The sequence below is a fragment of the Pseudomonas sp. GW821-FHT01E10 genome, assembly GCF_059422365.1.
This window is the reverse complement of the sequence record NZ_JBWKWT010000028.1, coordinates 1-18595: the sequence shown is the minus strand read 5'-3', so window position 1 is coordinate 18595 and position 18595 is coordinate 1. Positions and strand designations below refer to the sequence as shown.

Sequence of the window (18595 nt, the reverse complement as noted above, 5' to 3'; positions counted from 1 at the left end):
GAGTGTCAACCTGACCGACAACTGAATCGGTCGACCCACCCCCGATCGCCAGTCAGACATGCTCACTGCTTTTCGCATGCACCGCCCGTAAATCGGCGTGCCCATGATCCATCTCCACCACCGGAATCTCATTCCCGTCGCAGTCGCGCAGTTTACCTTCGCTGAAGTAGTCCCCTTCCCGCAGCGCCGCCAGGTCTTGATAACGCAGGACTCGTTCAGTACCGGCGGCAAATACCGATTGCTGGTCCGAGTTGCCGGCCGTGAGGTGGTTGAAGGTCAGGTTCAGCACGATGGCCATGATCGCCGAGGAGCTGATGCCCGAGTGGAAGATCGTCGAGAACCAGCTGGGAAAGTGGTCGTAGAAGTTCGGGGCGGCGATAGGGATCATGCCGAAACCGATGGAAGTGGCGACGATGATCAGGTTGACGTTGTTGCGGTAGTCGACCTTGGACAGCGTCCGAATGCCGCTGGCGGCGACGGTACCGAACAGCACGATGCCGGCGCCACCAAGTACGGAGGTTGGCACGGCGGCGATGACCCGTCCCATGAACGGCAGCAACCCAAGCACCACCAGAAACACACCACCGGTGGCCACCACGAAACGGCTCTTGATCCCGGTGACCGCCACCAACCCGACGTTCTGGGCGAAGGCGCTCTGAGTGAAGGAGCCGAAGATTGGCGCGATCATGCTCGACAGCATGTCTGCACGCAAACCGTTGCCCAGGCGTTTTGAGTCGACCTTGGTGCCGATGATTTCACCGACGGCGAGGATATCGGCCGAGGTTTCCACCAGGGTCACCATGATCACGATGCACATCGACAGGATCGCGGCGAAGTGGAAGGTCGGCATGCCGAAATGGAACGGCGCCGGAAAGCCGAACATCGGCCCTTGGGTAACGGACGAGAAATCCGCCATGCCGAGGAACACAGCGATGACCGTGCCGATGACCATCGCCAGGAGGATCGACAAACGGGAAATGGTCGCGCTGCCGATCTTGCTCAATAGCAACACCAGCACCAGCGTCATCGCCGCCAGACCGATGTTCGCCATGCTGCCGAAATCCGGCGCATGGCTGTTGCCACCCATGGCCCAGCGCGCGGCCACCGGCATCAGCGTCAAGCCGATAGTGGTGATCACAATGCCCGTCACCAGCGGTGGAAAGAACTTGGTAATCCTTGAGAACACCGGCGTGATCAGCAAACCGATCAACGACGCGGCAATCACCGCCCCGAGAATCGACTGAAAGCCACCCTCCCCGCCACTGCTGACTATCGCGACCATGGTCGCAACGCCGGAGAACGACACGCCCTGCACCAGCGGCAACTGACAACCGAAAAACGGCAAACCCAGGGTTTGCAGCAATGTCGCCAGCCCCCCTGCAAACAATGAAGCAGCAATCAACAAACCGATGTCTGCCGGCGAGAGCCCGGCCGCCTGGCCGATGATCAAAGGCACCGCGACGATACCGCCGTACATGGTCAGAACGTGTTGCAGGCCATAAGCCATATTCGCGCCGATCCCAAGGTTTTCGTCCTCGGGCCGTTGGTGTGAAACATGGGGCGTTTTCATGGTTGGGGGGTTCCCTGGTTTTTGTTATGCGCACACTGTATGCAAGACTACAGACAAATGTCCATAAAATTGTATACAGTTAGTCATCCAGACAAACAACCAAACAGCCCTGTAATCGTTTGCAGAACCTTAAAGCCCCACCAGCTCAGCAGTCCCACTCACACCAGAGACCTCTGGACGGTCAGACTTAGCGCGCCGGGACTCGGAAATCACAGGCGCCAGAGCAAGTCCATGCCTCTCCCCGCACTTGCAGCAGGCCGTCTCTCCGTGGGCTACAGACGTCGAACTCGTAGAACGATCATCCACACGCTCTGCAATGACATCCCAGATTTGCCGAAGTCTTTTCACATGCAGATCGTCCCTGATAATCGACACCAACGCTTCAGCATGGTCGGAGTGCCTCAGATCAACCTCGCTATTTGAAGAACGCCGATAACACTCGATGCCTAAGTCATTATCTGGATCCTCTGGCTCACCAAGCGCCAACACCGCCATCAATCGTTTCTTCAGCGCGGGGTTGTAGATCATTCTTTCCAGATCAAAGATAGTGCGGATGTTCATCTCACGTAACTTCAGTGTCTTTTCAGGGCCTACGGCAAGAATAAGCTGGGCCTGAGCGACCCAGTCAATTACCTCATAGAGCCCGTAAGGTGTCTCTACAAAAATCTGGATGGGATTGATTGTTGCAAGGTTTTGTACGTCCTCGATTTCAAACTCAGCAAGTCGAAACTTCATGAATGCATCGATACCCAAGATAACGTCCAGCGGTAATTCTTCTTGAAGCGCCTCGCTGTAACGCGAAATGCGCTTTAGCCTGGCCCATGGGAATTTGGCAAAAATAACATTCATGCATAGCGACGGGAACATCCCAACAAGCAGTGCGACCACTGCAATCAGACGCTCCATGTTAGAGAACAAACCACTGTAAAAAACAGAAAACATGACGAACAAACCAAATAAAATATGCATTAACGAACGATAAAAGGACACTGGAGACAGATCAAAATTTGCTACCCGACGCAGGAGATATTGAACACTCCACAAATAACCACCCAAAAATGTAAAAGAGAATACCGCCAAAAAGTTCAGTTTCGGCGTATTTTCTATACCGATAGCCCACTGAAAAGCGCCCGTTGGCTCTATTCCACCAAGCGTCAATAGAACGGCAAAAAAACCGACCGTCGACATCAAAGCGTAGAGAAACACGGGAATCAAGTAATAAAGGACCGTATGGGCTTTGTCAGCTCGACTCTGGAGCTCCGAAGCGGGCCTGTACTTATATTTCACCAATTCAAAGGAAGGGATTATCAGCGGCGTTCCACCCGCTTTCATTGCGAATCCGAACAGTTTTTCCAGGTCTGCCACAATTTCGTATCGGCTTGCTCGAATATTACTTCTTCCCACAAAAATGCCTATTGGGAACACCACTCCCAAAACCACCGCGACAAAGTACGAAACATAATTCAGATTGGTCACGGTGAAAACCTCCCAGTCTAACTTTCGAACCCGTCCCTGTTGCAACGCTGCTGGCCTGGCCATGCGACGGCATGACTGCTCGACCCAGCACGTGACAAACGCACCATTGACCGCACTCGTAAAAGCTACACACCTTTAACTTAAATACGCCTGACTTAACTTGTAGTTGAATACACAAGGACCGCCAAACAAAACAAAAACCCTTTTATAATATAAACAACCAGCATTATGGCAATTAGACATAAGCCCATAATAAGTCCACCCTACCCAATAGCTGGACACGGCATACAGAAACAACTATGCAGGGGTGATGCCCTTGTTTCACCCGATGTTCACTCCAGCGACATCGGGTCCTTTTGACTATTATTATCGAATGCTAATTAATTGATTTATAACGCGCTCCAACTCTGAGTGCTGTGGTACGCGTATATCAAACTCATCTTTCAGCAACCCGATCAACTCATCCACATCCGTCACCTGCCGCCGCTCGCTCTCACTGCCCAAGCGGTGAATGGCAAAACTGCCATTGTTCAGCGTGCGTCGCCATCCCTCCCCCGTCCGCGCCACCATCAATTGTTTGACGAAGGGCGATTCAGGATGAGTCGAGACGTACCAGTTACCGAGGGTGTAATCGATGTCTTCCTGACGTTGCAGATCGAAGATGTACATCGCCCGCCATTCACCGCCGACGTTGGCACGCAGGGTGTAACCGTCTGCATGCTGTTCGATGCGATAGGGTTCGTGGGGAGTGAGCTGTTCGTCCTCGGTGTCGAGGATCAGCGGTGCGGTGGGCACCATGCCGCCGAAGCCGACGTCGGTGATGTAGCGCACGCCGTCAAGGATCACCAGGCTCAAGCGGTGAGTGCGTGCGGTCCATGCGCCTTCGGGCTGGTTCATGACCACGCGGCCGGTGATGCCGCGCGCCTCGAAACCCAGCGTCTGCAGCAAGGCCAGGAACAGGTTGTTGAGTTCGTAGCAGTAACCGCCACGGCCGTCGTGCAGGACTTTCTGCTCGATGGACGGCAGGTCGATGAGTACCGGTTGCCCTAACAGCGTGGTGAGGTTTTCGAACGGAAAAGCACCGGTGTGGCGCAACTGCAATTGACGCAGGGTTTCCAGGGTCGGCGCCGGGGGCGCGTCGAAACCCAGGCGTTGCAGGTACAGCGCAAGATTTGTCAGTCGTGGTTCGCTCATCGCTCAATCCTTATGCATGGAGCCCGCGGATCGCTCCGCCGATGGCCGCCATGTATAAGGGAAAAAGTGCTCGGGCCGATAATTGATTTCGCCAATCGCCGCTCACACTAAAACTATCGCCGTTTGCGTGAACCCAATCGAATCCACGTCGGCGCGTGATCGCTGGCATGAGACTCGTTGCGAACCCAGGCGTCGACGCCGGCCTCTCGCAGATAAGGACTCGCTGCCTGATTGAGCAGCAGATGATCGATGCGCAGTCCCGAGTTTTTCTGCCAGTGCTGCCGGAAGTAGTCCCAGAAGGTGTAGATCCGCTCCTCCGGGTACAGATGGCGCAGGGAATCAGTCCAGCCCTGATCCAGCAGACGCTGATAACACGCACGACTCTCGGGTTGCAGCAGCGCGTCCTTGAGCCAGGAGCGTGGGTTGTAGATGTCCATATCGGTGGGCACCACGTTGTAGTCGCCGGCCAGCACCACCGGATGCTCGCTGCCTTGCAGGTCCTTGGCGTACGAGATCAGCCGCTCGAACCACGCCAGTTTGTAATCGAACTTCGGCCCCGGCTGCGGATTGCCGTTGGGCAAGTACAGACACCCCACCAGAACCCCGTGCACGGCCGCTTCGATGTAGCGGCTATGGGTGTCACTGTCATCGCCCGGCAGACCACGCCGACGCTCCAGCGGTTGCGCATCGCGTGCCAAAATCGCCACCCCGTTCCACGCCGCCTGGCCCTGCCAGATAGCGCCATAACCGGCCGCCTCCAGCTCAGCGGCAGGGAATGCCCCGTCCACCGATTTGAGTTCCTGCAGGCAGGCGATGTCTGGCTGCTCCCGCGCCAGCCACGCCAGTAGATTGGGCAGGCGTGCACGCATGCCATTGACGTTGAAGGTGGCGATTTTCAGGTTGTTCATAATCCGACGCTCGCAACGGATGGGCGGTATCCAATTGTGACCGGGGGCCGCCACGGCAGTTGCCGTGGCGTACGTAACAGGCGACTAAAGGTGCGCGCTCTGCAGCGGGAAATCTTCCTGCGAGACCTTGAGCAACGGCAGCAGTGCATACCTGTCCACCGGACGACTGAGGTAAAAACCCTGCACTTCATGACACTGATCCGAGATCAGGAAGTCCAGTTGCTCCAGCGTCTCGACACCTTCGGCAGTCACCGTCAGGCCCATCGCCTTGCCCAGGTTGATGATCGCCTGTACCACGGCGCGATCATTGCTGCCGCTGCTCATGGACGAAATAAAGCGTTTGTCGATCTTGATCCCGTCGAACGGATACGTGCGCAAGTAACCCAGCGAGGAATAACCGGTGCCGAAGTCGTCCATGTTCAGGCGCACGCCCAACTCCTTGAGCGCATTCATGGTCGCCAAGGCGCCATCGACGTCGATGAGCATCACGTTTTCAGTGATCTCCAGCTCCAGCCGACTGGCGGGCAAGCGGGTCTGGATCAACGCTTCGCGCACGTCCTCAATCACATCGCTACGGGCGAATTGAACCGGTGACAGGTTGACCGACACCATCATCGCACCGGGCCAGGTCAGAGCGGTCTCGCACGCCTCGCGTAGCACCCAGCGGCCCAATGGCACGATCAGATCGGTTTGCTCGGCCAGCGGGATAAACGCGTCGGGACTCAACAAGCCTTGCACTGGATGCTGCCAGCGCAGCAGCGCTTCGACCGAGACGATGCGCTTGCCATCGACGTGATAACGCGGCTGGTAATGCATCACGAATTCGTTGTTCTTGATCGCCCGACGCAGGTCGGTTTCCAGTTGCCGGCGATGCTGGATCTGATCGTTCATGTGCGCGGCAAAATAGCACCAGGTCTTCTTGCCATCGGATTTGGCCTGATACAACGCGATATCGGCACACCGAATCAGCTCCTGTGGAATATGCCCCTGGCGCCGACTCAAGGCGATACCGATGCTCGCGCCGATGTGCAGCGAGTGATGGTCGTAGTGAATCGGCTGATGCAGGCTGTCGAGCAAGCGCTCGCAAAACCGGTCGATTTCCGCGTGGCTGTCCATGCCATGGAGCACCAGCACGAACTCGTCGCCCCCCAGTCGGGCGACCAGATCAATTTCTCGTGTGCACTCGCGCAAACGGGTGGCGACTTCCAGCAATACTGCATCGCCGGCCGGGTGGCCGAGGGAATCGTTGATCGGCTTGAAGTTATCCAGGTCGATCATCAACAACGTCAGCGCCGTCGACTGCTCTTTCAGTGCCAGTGCCTCATCGAGAAAACGCGCCAGTTTGTTGCGGTTCGGCAGGCCGGTCAGGGCATCGTGCAACGACAGATGCTGGATCTGCGCATGGGCGGCGACTTCGTCGGTGATGTCGCTGGCCGTTCCGCGATAGCCCAGCACTGCGCCCTTGCGCTGGATCGGCCGTGCCGACACCCGACAGACCCGCTGTTGCCCCGATTGATCGCGGTAGGAACAGCGCAAATGGCTGACGGCTTGCTCTTCATCGAGTTTGTTCAGCCACAGCGACAACGGCGTCGTATCGCAATTGAGCAATTGCCCGATGTTCTGTCCCAGCCACTGCTGATCGGAGAACCCGGTGACGGTGCTGAAGCGTCCCGACAGATAAGTGATGCAATGCTGGTCGTCGATTTCCCAGATCCAGTCGGACGCGGCCTCGGCTACCGCACGAAAACGCTCTTCACTGGCCTCCAGTGCCTGGTTCGACAAATCGAGGCTGGTGTAACTGGCATCCACATGCCCGGACGTGCGCAGGACATAGCGAAAGAAATAAGCGGTCAACAACGCCAGAACCAGCAGCGCCCCGCCCAGTGGCGGCAGCAGTGACCAGAGCAATTGATGACCCGGCCGCTGGAGCCGGGAGACCAGACTGTAACCGGTGCCAGCGAGGGCAATAGCGGGCTGACCGGGAGCGATGACGTTGTCGGGCGTCAGGCTCAAGTCGTGCAAACCGTAATCGACGCTCAAGGCGCTGAGCTTTTCAGGGTTCAGCTGGTCAACGTATATAAGCACCGAAGTGCTTTTGGGATCGACCGCCGGGCGTTCGTCATTGGGCACAATCGCGGCGGCCGACAGCAGCGCGGGTTTGCCCTCGAACAAGGTGTAGTGGCTGACGGATTTGATGAGGTTCTCCTGACCCTGAACCTCGTCAATGAGCGTCGCCATCGAGGTCGACAGATAGGCCGCCGCCTCGTCCTGTACCTGAAGCCCACGCACCACGGCGTATTTTGTTCGCTGGGGATCGACTACGAAAACACCCTCGTAGTGGTCCATGGTGAACAGGGTCTTACCCAGGTTCTGCTCGACGTAGGCCCATTCCACATCGACCTCGCCGTTCAGGTGATCATAGGCCGACGTCCAGTTGGCATAACTGGCAATGTAGTTTTTCGTGGCGGTAATGCGGTTTTCCAGCGCGCGCTGGGTATAAAACGTGGTCTTGGCCAGGTCCTCGGCATCGAGCCGCCCGGCAATACTGAACAGGGCGATCAGCGCGATCAGCACCCCAACCACAAACAACAGACCGACCACCAACATCAGGTTGCGGGTAATCGGGGTATGGCGCGCGGGTGCAGCGGTGGTAACGGCAGACAAATCCATGCACTTGATCCTGTCAATCGATTGCTCGATCGGAATGAGACCGGTGGGCCGGTCGGTCAGGTGTGACAGCCAGGCTCTCTGCACTGACCATAGCAGGCATGCCCGATCATCGCTCCTGGATAACGCAAGTCATTGCCGCACTTGAAGAACCGGTCACAAGAACCATTGCCCATCGATGGCCGCAAGCGTCATCGATCCGAGCGCATCAGCGCCTCGACGCCCCCTTCCATCGACAACACCGCCGAGCGATTTCGCCCTGAATGCTTGGCCTGGTACAGCGCCGCATCCGCGCGCTTGATCAACACTTCGGTGCTGTCGTGCGCCGTCGGCACAAACGAATAACAGCCAAGACTGACCGTCAGATAGCCCGTGGGCGAACCGCTGTGGGTGATGTTTTTGTCCATGACGCTGCGGCGGATTTGCTCGGCGATCGTCAGTGCTCCATTAATGTCGGTGTCCGGCAGCAACACCGCGAACTCTTCACCGCCGTAGCGCACCGCCAGATCGGCTTTGCGGTGACAGCAACTCTTCAGGGCCCGCGCCACTTCAGCCAGGCAATGGTCCCCGGCCACATGACCGTAAGTGTCGTTGTAGCGCTTGAAGTAATCGATATCGAGCATGATCAGGCCCAGCGAACTCGACCGCCGGGCACCGCGCCCGAACTCTTTCTCCAGCGCCCGTTCGAACAAGCGGCGGTTGGCCAACCCGGTCAGGCTGTCGTGGGTGGCGATCAGTTCCAGGGTTTTCTGCGCCTCGCGCAAATCCGCCTCGATGCGCTCGCCCGCGCGAACCTGATGAATGAACACCCAACCGAACAACCCCACGCCGAGGACAACCAGAGCGACGATCACACCGGATTGAATCGCCGTGTCGTACCAGTCCTTGAGGACCGCGTCTTTGGAGGATGCCGCCGCGACCACCACCGGATAGGCATCGAGCTGACGATAGCCATACAGCCGAGGGATGCCATCCACCACTGAGTCGATCATGGCGTTGCCGGACGTGGCGTTGGGCAAGAGTTTCTGAAAAATCTCGCCCTTAGCCAATGACCTGCCGATCTGCGATTCCACAAACGGCCGCCGCGCCAGCAGTGTTCCATCGGTCAATGCCAAAAACATCGCGCCGTTGTCGTCGAGGCTGAAGCTTTTGAAGAACTGATCGAAGTACGACATCTTGATCCCGGCCAGCAACACACCCTGGAAATGACCGCTCTGATCGTTTATCCGCCTGGAAACCGGAATGATCCACTCGCCATTTTCCCGACTACGAATGGCCGGGCCGATGTGCGCCAGGGTTGAGATGTTTTGCTGGTGAAACCTGAAATACTCGCGATCCGCCACACCAGCCCCGCGGGGTAGATCCTCGAACGACGTCACGGCCCATTGCCCCTGCCTGTCGAACAGAAATATCCCGTGCAACTGATGCAGCGCCTGCACCCGCCGGGCGAAGGTTTTCTGCAGGCGTGGCGTCTGGGCAGCGTCGAAACCTTCAGCTTGAATCCAGTCCACCAGACTGGTCAGTACCAGATCGGCCTTCATGAACGTGTCTTCGGCCTGCTGCGCCATGGCCCGGGTCAGGTTCGACGACGACACCTCGGCCAACGCCAGGTCATGCCGACGCGACTGCTCCAGTTGCAGGTAAAGCAGCCCACAGAGACAAAGGCATACCGCCGCAATGAACAGCACCGCAGCCTTGAGCAAAGGCAGTCGCTTCAAGGCACCGCCGGACGCGTGCTGCGGATCGTGAATGGGGATAGGCAAAAGTGAGTCCTGGAAAAGGGTAAGACATGGGCAACGGCCCAAAGCCCCTATTTTTTTGAGCGTAGTCTACGGGGTTGTGCGGGATAAACAGAGGATTGAGGGATAAATGGCTGTGTTTTAATTCCATGACGCAAGGCAAAACCACATGACCTTGAAGAAGCTACGATTAACTGACATCACGACAGGAAATCGAAATGAGTAAGGTAGACGAGCTCGCCGCGAAGCTTAAACAATCCCGGCAAACCAGTGCCGACGCGACCATCGCCGATCAAGCCATCGACAGCTGGCCCGCCCAGGTCTACGAGCTGTATCACCAGATCGAAGCCTGGCTGCAACCACTGATCGAGGTGGGCCTGAAGCTGCGACGCAATTCCACCCATGTATTCGAGAGTGCGCCGGACGGCGCGACTTACGATTACGCCATCGACCAACTGCTGATCGAAGGCAACCACCACGGCATCACCTTCGATCCCGTCGCGCGCCTCACCGTCGACGGTGCCGGGCGGATCGAAATCCACTCGACAGGCAAGGAGCTCGCCTTGTTACGAACCGTGAACGAACACGGCGAGACGCAGTGGTGGCTCCAGGCGAGCGAACAATCCGGACAACAACCGGATGCGATCGCGCTGACGGAACACAATTTGCTGCTGGCCGTGCAGGAAGGCTTGGGGCTTTAAGGCCTACAACTTGCTCTGCTCCGCTGCCACCGAGGGAGGCGCCGTTCGCCTCCCGTCCAGCGCCGGCCGCTCCGAAGGCAGATTCAACGCCCGCAATACCGGGGAGTCATAGCCATACACATCGGGCTTGAATGTCACGCGCCCATCAAGACTCAGGTCCACCGTCCAGTAGGCCAACAGCACCGGCACTTTCACCGGGAGCCTGATGTTCTCTGTCTTGCCGTTGGCTAACTGTTTTTGAATCCCTTCGCTGTTCCAGTGAACCGGATCGTTGAACAACAGCTCCACCAATTGCAGCGGGTTTTCTACCCGAATACAGCCGGAGCTGGTCGCGCGATTGGATTTCGCGAACAAATCTCGATGCGGCGTGTCGTGCAGATAAATCGAATACTCATTGGGAAAACGAATCACTACCTGCCCCAGCGAGTTATCCGACCCCGCATCCTGCCGCAAGGTGAGACCGCGCGGGTTGTCCCAATCGACAGTGGACGGATCAAGCACATTGCCATCTCGATCGATCACGCGAATCCGGCTTGCCTCAAGGTAACCAGGATTGTCGCGAATCTTCGGCAGCATGTCCTTGAGCAGAATCGTCGGTGGTACGGTCCAGGTGGGGTTGAACGTGACGTAGGTGATCGCGGATTGAAAAATCGGCGTGCTGCGAAACGGTTTACCGACCTGCACCCGTGAGCGCCAGATCGGTTTGCCATCGCGATAGAACGCGACTTTATACCCGGCGATATCGACCACGACGAAGGTGCCCTGAAGTTTGTACAGCAGCCATCGCGCCCGCTCCATGTTCACCCGCACCTGATCGATTCGCGCCTCGACCGGTACATTCAGCTCCGTGAGTGTCGCCGGCCCCGCTACACCGTCCGCCCCAAGGTATTGCTCAGTCTGAAACTTCTTCACCGCCGCGGTGACGGCGTCGTCGTAGTCGGTGCGAGCAGTTCCTTGCGCGGCGAGATAACCGCCCGCCGCCAAACGCGTACGCAGTAGAGCAACTGAGGCGTCGTCCATGCCGGGCCTGAGCGTCTGCCCTTCCGGGATCTTTGGCCAGCCACCCCGATCACGAACCTTGCGCAGTTGCGCCAGGCCATGGCGCAACGTGCCGTAAACCGCTTCTTGGGGCGGCGCCTGGGCAAAGGCGCGCGCAATGTCATGGCTATCGAGGGCGGCAAAAAACTTATTGACGTCCTCCCGAGGATCGACGCCAGCGGGGTCGAAGTTCCAGTGGATGTCCAACCGCGAAGGGTCGACCTTGCCGCGCCGCAACTGCAGCAGCGCCGTGATGAACGTCCGGGTGGCGGAGATATCAAAGGCCGCCCGTTGCCCGGGGGTTGGGGAGGTTGTCTGCATCAGCGTGTGGGCCTCGGCCAACTCGGCGATCCGGAAATCCGCGGGGTTCAGGCCATCGGCCTGGGTATCACCCAAGCTTTTCAACAACTGGGCGACATCGTCATCGTCCGTCCAGGCGGCGCGATAGCCACGATGGCTATAAAAATCCAGCACGACTCGGTTCACATCGACCCGTTGATGACGCGGCGAGGTGAGCAGCGGCGGAAACGCCGAACTCAATGGCGCCAACTCCGCCTGAATCGCTTGGCCGACATAATCACCGGGAACCGCTTCGGCCACACTGCTAACGGGAGATACCGGCTCAATCGGCGAAGTTTGCGCGATCGCAGTGCCGCTTATCAGAAAGCCCATAAAAAATATGCGGCTTATGACGAATAACCTTGTTAACTGCCCCATGGATAATCCTTAATCTTCCGTTTTCAACCGGCTAGCGTCGTGCGCGCTGCTAGACTCGAAATATTCAGATGAGACTTGCATATGGCCCCACACCGCTTTGGCTGCTTAATGACGGCCCTGCTGCTGACTGCTTTTTTTTCATTACCGGCAGCCTACGCCGATTCGCTTGAAGCTGCCTTGGTCAAAGCGGCCCCCGATGCCAACGCCAAAGTCATTGCCCTGGCCGTTCGCGCCTCCCAATGCAGCCGGGCCCAAGGCACGTCCCCGGCGCAGAGACTCGCAGTGATCGATTATTCCCTGCCCTCGACCGTACAACGTCTTTGGGTATTCGACCTTAAACAACGCAAATTGTTGTTCCATGAACTGGTCGCCCATGGTCGCAACAGTGGCGAGAACATGGCCAGCCAATTCTCCAATCAGAATGCCAGCTACGCCACCAGCCTGGGCTTGTACCGTACCCAATCCAGCTATGTCGGGCAGAACGGTTATTCCCTGCGCATGGAAGGCCTGGAACCGGGTTTTAACGACAACGCCTTCGAACGGGCGATCGTCATTCACGGCGCGCCTTACGTCAGCCCTGCCCTGGCGCGGGCCAATGGCCGGATTGGCAGAAGTCTCGGCTGCCCTGCAGTGAGGCCTGCGATTGCACATCGGCTGATCGACTCGATGAAGGATGGGCAGTTGTTATTTTCTTACTACCCGGATCAGCGTTGGTTGAAGTCTTCTTCGTATATCAATTGCGGTAACGCCACCGTGGCGGATTCGTCCAGGTCCAATAGCAGTCCTTGAACACCGCGTGAAACTGTCAAAACTGTAATCTTGGCCTCAGCCTGCTGAAAGGCACCGCCCGTTAGCCTCCTCCCCATTGAGTTCTCTTCCTTCCGCTCAGGATGGACCTGAGGGCTTCATCAGGCTGACGGACGGGATAAAACGGCATGCATTCCAACACCTCAAGACGCACCTTTGTGAAGGGCCTGGCCGCTGGCGGGGTGCTCGCTGGCCTCGGGCTGTGGCGCACGCCAGTCTGGGCGGTCACCAGCCCCGGCCAACCGAATGTGCTGGCCGGTACCGACTTCGACCTGTTCATTGGCGAATCCCCGGTCAACATCACCGGCAACCCTCGAACCGCGATGACCATCAACGGCGGCATTCCCGGCCCCCTGCTGCGCTGGCGTGAAGGCGACACCGTCACGCTGCGGGTGAAAAACAAACTCAAGGACAGCACGTCCATTCACTGGCACGGCATTTTGCTGCCGGCCAACATGGACGGCGTGCCGGGCCTGAGTTTTCACGGGATCGAACCGGATGGCATGTACGTCTACCAGTTCAAGGTCCGGCAGAACGGCACTTACTGGTACCACAGCCACTCGGGCTTCCAGGAACAGTCCGGGGTTTATGGGCCGTTGGTGATCGATGCCAAGGAGCCGGAGCCGTTCCAGTACGACCGCGATTACGTGGTGATGCTCACCGACTGGACCGACGAAGACGCCGTCGGCCTGATGAAAAAACTCAAGAAACAATCGGACTACTACAACTACAACAAACGCACTGTGGGCGACTTCATCCACGACGTCAGCGAGAAAGGCTGGGGGTCGACGGTGGCCGATCGCAAGATGTGGGCCGAGATGAAGATGAACCCCACCGACCTGGCGGACGTCAGCGGTGCCACTTACACCTACTTGATGAACGGCCAGGCGCCGAACATGAACTGGACTGGCCTGTTCCGTCCCGGCGAAAAGCTGCGCCTGCGTTTTATCAACGGCTCGTCCATGACCTATTTCGACGTGCGTATCCCGGGCTTGAAAATGACCGTGGTCGCGGCGGATGGCCAACACGTCAAACCGGTGAGCGTCGACGAGTTCCGCATCGCGGTGGCGGAGACGTTCGATGTAATTGTCGAGCCGACCCAGGACGCCTACACGCTGTTCGCCCAATCGATGGATCGAACGGGTTATGCGCGAGGCACCCTGGCAGTGAAGGCCGGGTTGTCGGCGCCGATTCCAGCGCTGGATCCGCGACCGCTGCTGACCATGGATGACATGGGCATGGGCGGCATGGATCACGGCAGCATGGGCGGTGACATGGCGGGGATGGACCACGGTGCCATGCAAGGCATGAACGGTGGTGACATGCAGGGCATGGACGGCGGCGACATGCAGGGCATGGACAGCATGGCCGGAATGGATCACAGCAGCATGGCCATGGGTGGCATGGCCGGAATGCAATCCCATCCCGACACGGAAAAAAACAACCCGCTGGTGGACATGCAAGCCATGAGCACCACGCCAAAACTCGACGACCCGGGCATCGGCCTGCGCAACAACGGCCGTCGTGTGCTGACCTACTCCGACCTGCGCAGCACCTTCGAAGACCCGGACGGCCGCGAGCCCGGCCGCACCATCGAACTGCACCTGACCGGCCACATGGAGAAGTTCGCCTGGTCATTCAACGGCGTGAAGTTCACTGATGCCGAACCCGTGCGACTCAAGTACGGCGAGCGGGTTCGAGTGGTGCTGGTCAACGACACGATGATGACTCACCCCATTCATTTGCACGGCATGTGGAGTGACCTCGAAGACGAGAACGGCCAGTTCATGGTACGCAAACACACCATCGACATGCCGCCAGGATCAAAGCGCAGCTATCGGGTCACTGCCGATGCGCTCGGCCGCTGGGCCTACCACTGCCATCTCCTGTACCACATGGAAATGGGCATGTTCCGTGAAGTTCGCGTGGAAGAATAAGGCGCTACCCATGACCAGACTCACTCCGATCACTTTGACCCTCGTCACCATGGGCCTGACGCTCTCTTCGGCCATGGCCGCCACCGACAACATGCAGGGCATGGACCATAGCCAGATGCCGGGCATGGACCACAGCCAGATGCAGAGCGAGGATTACGGGCAAATGCAGCCCGCCGCGCCGACCCAAAGCCGCACGCCGATCCCGGCATTGACCGACGCCGACCGTGCCGCCGTTTTCGTCAGCCCCGCCGGCCATGACATGCACGACAGTGCGCTCAACTATTACTTCCTCGCCGACAAACTCGAATGGCAGGACGCCGATAACGGCAGCGCATTGGCGTGGGATCTGTCCGGCTGGATCGGCGGCGACATCGATCGCCTGTGGCTGCGCTCCGAAGGCGAACGCGTCAATGGCAAAACCGAAGACGCCGAGGTCCAGGTCCTCTGGGGTCACGCGATCAGCCCATGGTGGGACGTGGTGACCGGCGTGCGCCAGGACTTCAAACCTGGCGCCCCGCAAACCTGGGCCGCGCTCGGCGTGCAAGGCATGGCGTTGTACAACTTCGAAACCGAGGCCACCGCGTTCATCGGCGAAGGCGGTCAGACCGCTGCACGCCTTGAAGGCGACTACGACATCCTGCTCACCAACCGGCTGATTCTGCAGCCGACCGCCGAGCTCAACGTCTACGGCAAAAACGACCCGCAACGGGGCATCGGCTCCGGGTTGTCCAGCACCGAAGCCGGCCTGCGCCTGCGCTATGAAATCCGCCGGGAATTCGCGCCCTACATCGGCGTGACCTGGAACCGCACCTACGGCAAAACCGCCGATTACGCCAGGGACGAAGGCGAGGACCGCAGCGAAGCCCGACTGGTCGTCGGCGTTCGGCTGTGGTTCTAAGCACTTCAACTCAAAAACCTAAAAACCAACCGCTTAAAGCGGTAAGAGGCCTTGCATGCGCACCATCAAAACCACCGCTGTCGCCATCGCACTTTCCACCGGGCTGCTCATGAGCGCACTGGCTCAAGCCCACCCGAAACTGCTCTCCTCCACCCCAACCGAAGGCGCGGACGGCGCAGCGCCCAGCAACATCGAACTGCACTTCTCCGAAAACCTCATGACCCAATTCTCCGGCGCCAAACTGGTCATGACCGAAATGCCCGGCATGGCCCATTCCCCCATGCCGATGAAAGCCAAGGTCTCCGGCGGCAGCGACCCGAAAACCATGGTCATCACCCCGCTCTCGCCCCTGCCCACCGGCAGCTACAAAGTCGAATGGCGCGCCGTGTCTTCGGACACTCACCCGATCACCGGCAACGTTACGTTCAAAGTGAAGTGATTGATGAGCGACTCGGTCGGCATTGCCCTGCGGTTTGCGTTGTATGTGGATTTGATGCTGTTGTTCGGGGTGGCGCTTTTTGGGCTGTACAGCCTTAAAGGTCAGGAACGGATGTCCGGGGCGGTGCTGCCATTCCGGTCGATGCTGGCGGGGACGGCAGTGCTGGGCGCGGTGTTGTCCGTCGCCAGCATGGTGATGATGGCGAGCGCCATGAGCGGTGAAACGGACTTCGCCGAGCTGCGTCCGCACATCGAAATGATGCTGTTTGAGACGGATGTCGGCTTGGCTTGGGGGGTTCGCATTGTTGCGCTGGTGATCGCTGGCTTAGCGGTGATGCTCCGTGCATCTGGTTTCAGTTTATGGGTCGCGGCTTTTGCCGGTGCTGTCGCCCTCGCCAGCCTGGCCTGGAGCGGGCATGGGGCGATGGATGAAGGCGATCGTCGCTTTTGGCATTTCGCGGTGGACATTCTGCACCTGCTGGCCGCGGGGGCTTGGCTTGGCGCGTTGCTGGCGTTTGCGTTGATGGCGAAGATCAACGCCCTGCAAACCGAAGCGCGCCTCAGGTTGCTGGCCCGCGCGGTTAATCGGTTTGAGGCGATTGGCGCGGCCATCGTCGTGGTCATCATCGCGACGGGGGTGGTGAATTATCTGTTCATCGTTGGGCCGAAGCTGGACGAGGTGTTTCTCAGCACTTACGGGATTCTGCTGTTCATCAAAGTGGTGCTGTTTGCCGGCATGCTGGTGCTCGCCGCGTTGAACCGGTTTCACCTCGGGCCGTTTCTGGAGCGGTCGTTGCGGGACGGGCAATACACGGTCGCCGCCAATGCGTTGCGGCGCAGCGTGGTGGTGGAATTGGCAGCGGCGGTGTTGATCGTGGGATTGGTGGCCTGGTTGGGGACGTTGAGTCCGGAGATGAAAATGGGCGAATTGTAGGGGCACAAGTACCTTTAGAAGGCGCGTAACAAAAGAGGTCGCCTTCCCCGACGTCCGGTGCCCTCCTTTATTTGCCTAGGTGAAAATCCCCTACTACCGTCAACAGTCAGAGGCGGCATTTACCGCTGTGGGCACTCGACATCAGGGAGCGAAATCGGGATGGCTTACAATTTAGCGTTGGTGAACCCCTTTAATGCAAAGGAATCAGCGGATTACGACGAAATATCTAGAAGCTGGCTTGATGCCTGGAAAGAAAAGTCCAAAAAAATAATGCCCCCACCCTCGGAAAGCGATTCAAAAAATTCATCTCCTTCTTTCAAAGAAGATGGAATAAAAAGATTAAGAGATGACGATGAGGAAGAAAAGGCACACCCGAGCAAGACACAAAAAACTTCGACCATCATCTCTAAATACATAAGCAAAGGCTGCCTGGTGTCCGGTGGACCCGCCGCCGAGCAGCTTGTTAGTTTTATTAGAACACTGATTGGAGACGGAGATCGAATTTACGTCCTGGGCCATTGTGAACCGGGAAGCTCCGTGCTTATGTCCTCGGAAGAAAAAGGCAAAGGTCAAACCGTCAACGCCAAAGAACTGGCAAGATTTTTTGACGTGTTATTTGGACTTAATAAGAGCTATGCGGGAAAAATCAAGATATTCGGATGCCATAGCGCACTGGGTTTGGGTGATACAAAATCCTTCGCCGAACAATTCAAGGATGCAATGAGGAAACGTGAATACCATAACTGCACCATTGAAGGGTATACAGCGTCAGTCAGAGGCTACGATGGCGAGCACAAAGTTGCGTTCATCGGAACCGCCGAAGAGCTAAAACGAGCCCAGATGGCTGAAATTCTGTATGCAGAAGAAACGATCAGCAAAGCTAAGCTCGACTCTTTCTATGAAAACAAAACCGCACGTCCCAGCACCCGGAGAGTGTCCTTCGCCTAGTTTCAGATAGTTTTAAGACAATAGGCTGACGCGTCGCTCAATCATTAAAGGGCGCAAAGGCTTAAGGGTTGACACCCAAGCGCCAAGGTGAAAAAAAGCGGCGCAATTATCGAAAGGAGTTCGAAAATGGCTGAAGTAATGAAAGTGGTGGATGTCGACTTAAAAATACTTAAATCAAACCCACCGCAGCTACACATATCGGCAATTGGCCTGGTGAGTTCTGGTGGATGGACAAACCCGAGACTGGAGCCACGGGTTTATATCCAGTTCCCACCGGACGGCATTCAGGACTTCGATTTTGTTGCTGATCCGCCCCAAGGGGCTGCTATACAGGTCATCCTTCCCATCGACGCATCAAAACTTTGGAAAGACCCGCCACTCGATAAACTCAAGGGAGTAAGAGTCCACTCTGCTAGCAACTCGATTGAAGCTCACCTTAAGAGTTCGAAGTCCGTGGCTTGTGGATAAACAACTCATATAGAGGGATACGTGTCGGGCCTTGCCTGACACGTATCAGCCATTGGAATGTCACCCTGGCAGCACAACAGTAAGCGTCCGGCAAAGGCATCCGGCCCGAAGTCGGAAAATGGCGCAGCAGCCGATACCTTCCTGTGACCATTGCC

At 57.7% G+C, this 18595-nt stretch carries 15 protein-coding genes; 8 read left to right on the top strand and 7 right to left on the bottom strand.

Annotated elements, in window-relative coordinates:
• Nucleotides 1-52 precede the first annotated feature (52 nt).
• The 6 genes from AC07V0_RS27885 to AC07V0_RS27860 all read right to left on the bottom strand — a co-directional run bounded on the left by AC07V0_RS27885 (nt 53) and on the right by AC07V0_RS27860 (nt 9578).
• Complete coding sequence (locus tag AC07V0_RS27885; protein ID WP_026286581.1) at nt 53-1570, bottom strand: nucleobase:cation symporter-2 family protein; 1518 nt, start codon at nt 1568-1570, stop codon at nt 53-55.
• A 129-nt stretch (nt 1571-1699) separates the two neighbouring features.
• Nucleotides 1700-3046 (bottom strand): hypothetical protein, encoded by a 1347-nt coding sequence (locus AC07V0_RS27880; protein WP_495020096.1) that lies wholly within the window; start codon nt 3044-3046, stop codon nt 1700-1702.
• A gap of 366 nt (nt 3047-3412) precedes the next feature.
• Entirely contained in the window at nt 3413-4240 is an 828-nt protein-coding gene (locus tag AC07V0_RS27875; RefSeq protein WP_495020095.1) for an arylamine N-acetyltransferase family protein, read from the bottom strand.
• 113 nt (nt 4241-4353) lie between these two features.
• A complete protein-coding gene (xth, locus tag AC07V0_RS27870; RefSeq protein ID WP_064616980.1) occupies nt 4354-5148 on the bottom strand; it encodes an exodeoxyribonuclease III in 795 nt (264 codons plus the stop codon).
• 84 nt (nt 5149-5232) lie between these two features.
• Nucleotides 5233-7818 (bottom strand): bifunctional diguanylate cyclase/phosphodiesterase, encoded by a 2586-nt coding sequence (locus tag AC07V0_RS27865; protein WP_018928115.1) that lies wholly within the window; start codon nt 7816-7818, stop codon nt 5233-5235.
• 188 nt (nt 7819-8006) lie between these two features.
• Nucleotides 8007-9578: a sensor domain-containing diguanylate cyclase gene (locus AC07V0_RS27860; RefSeq protein ID WP_495020094.1), complete on the bottom strand. Its 1572-nt coding sequence runs from the start codon at nt 9576-9578 to the stop codon at nt 8007-8009.
• 194 nt (nt 9579-9772) lie between these two features.
• Here AC07V0_RS27860 and AC07V0_RS27855 point away from each other — a divergent pair, with 194 nt between their 5' ends.
• Nucleotides 9773-10255: a hypothetical protein gene (locus AC07V0_RS27855; RefSeq protein WP_064616977.1), complete on the top strand. Its 483-nt coding sequence runs from the start codon at nt 9773-9775 to the stop codon at nt 10253-10255.
• Between the two features lie 3 nt (nt 10256-10258).
• On the opposite strand, the gene AC07V0_RS27850 is transcribed toward AC07V0_RS27855, so the two are convergent.
• Nucleotides 10259-12010 carry a L,D-transpeptidase family protein gene (locus AC07V0_RS27850; protein WP_457326956.1) on the bottom strand — a complete coding sequence of 584 codons (1752 nt, stop codon included), beginning with the start codon at nt 12008-12010 and terminating at the stop codon, nt 10259-10261.
• An 81-nt stretch (nt 12011-12091) separates the two neighbouring features.
• Between AC07V0_RS27850 and AC07V0_RS27845 the strand changes: the two genes are divergently transcribed.
• From AC07V0_RS27845 to AC07V0_RS27815, 7 genes are all read left to right on the top strand, one after another.
• Nucleotides 12092-12799 (top strand): murein L,D-transpeptidase catalytic domain family protein, encoded by a 708-nt coding sequence (locus AC07V0_RS27845; protein WP_086945452.1) that lies wholly within the window; start codon nt 12092-12094, stop codon nt 12797-12799.
• A 146-nt stretch (nt 12800-12945) separates the two neighbouring features.
• The gene (locus AC07V0_RS27840) at nt 12946-14754 is read left to right on the top strand and encodes a copper resistance system multicopper oxidase (protein WP_457326954.1); all 1809 of its coding nucleotides are present in this window, start codon (nt 12946-12948) and stop codon (nt 14752-14754) included.
• Nucleotides 14755-14764: 10 nt separating this feature from the next.
• Nucleotides 14765-15652: a copper resistance protein B gene (locus tag AC07V0_RS27835; protein ID WP_495020093.1), complete on the top strand. Its 888-nt coding sequence runs from the start codon at nt 14765-14767 to the stop codon at nt 15650-15652.
• Nucleotides 15653-15707: 55 nt separating this feature from the next.
• Nucleotides 15708-16091, top strand: a complete 384-nt coding sequence (copC, locus tag AC07V0_RS27830) for a copper homeostasis periplasmic binding protein CopC (RefSeq protein WP_018928122.1) — start codon at nt 15708-15710, stop codon at nt 16089-16091.
• 3 nt (nt 16092-16094) lie between these two features.
• On the top strand, nt 16095-17024 hold the full coding sequence (gene copD, locus AC07V0_RS27825; protein WP_457326953.1) for a copper homeostasis membrane protein CopD: 930 nt from the start codon (nt 16095-16097) through the stop codon (nt 17022-17024).
• A gap of 159 nt (nt 17025-17183) precedes the next feature.
• Entirely contained in the window at nt 17184-17972 is a 789-nt protein-coding gene (locus tag AC07V0_RS27820) for a hypothetical protein (protein WP_457326952.1), read from the top strand.
• Between the two features lie 126 nt (nt 17973-18098).
• The gene (locus AC07V0_RS27815) at nt 18099-18440 is read left to right on the top strand and encodes a hypothetical protein (protein WP_457326951.1); all 342 of its coding nucleotides are present in this window, start codon (nt 18099-18101) and stop codon (nt 18438-18440) included.
• Nucleotides 18441-18595 lie beyond the last annotated feature (155 nt).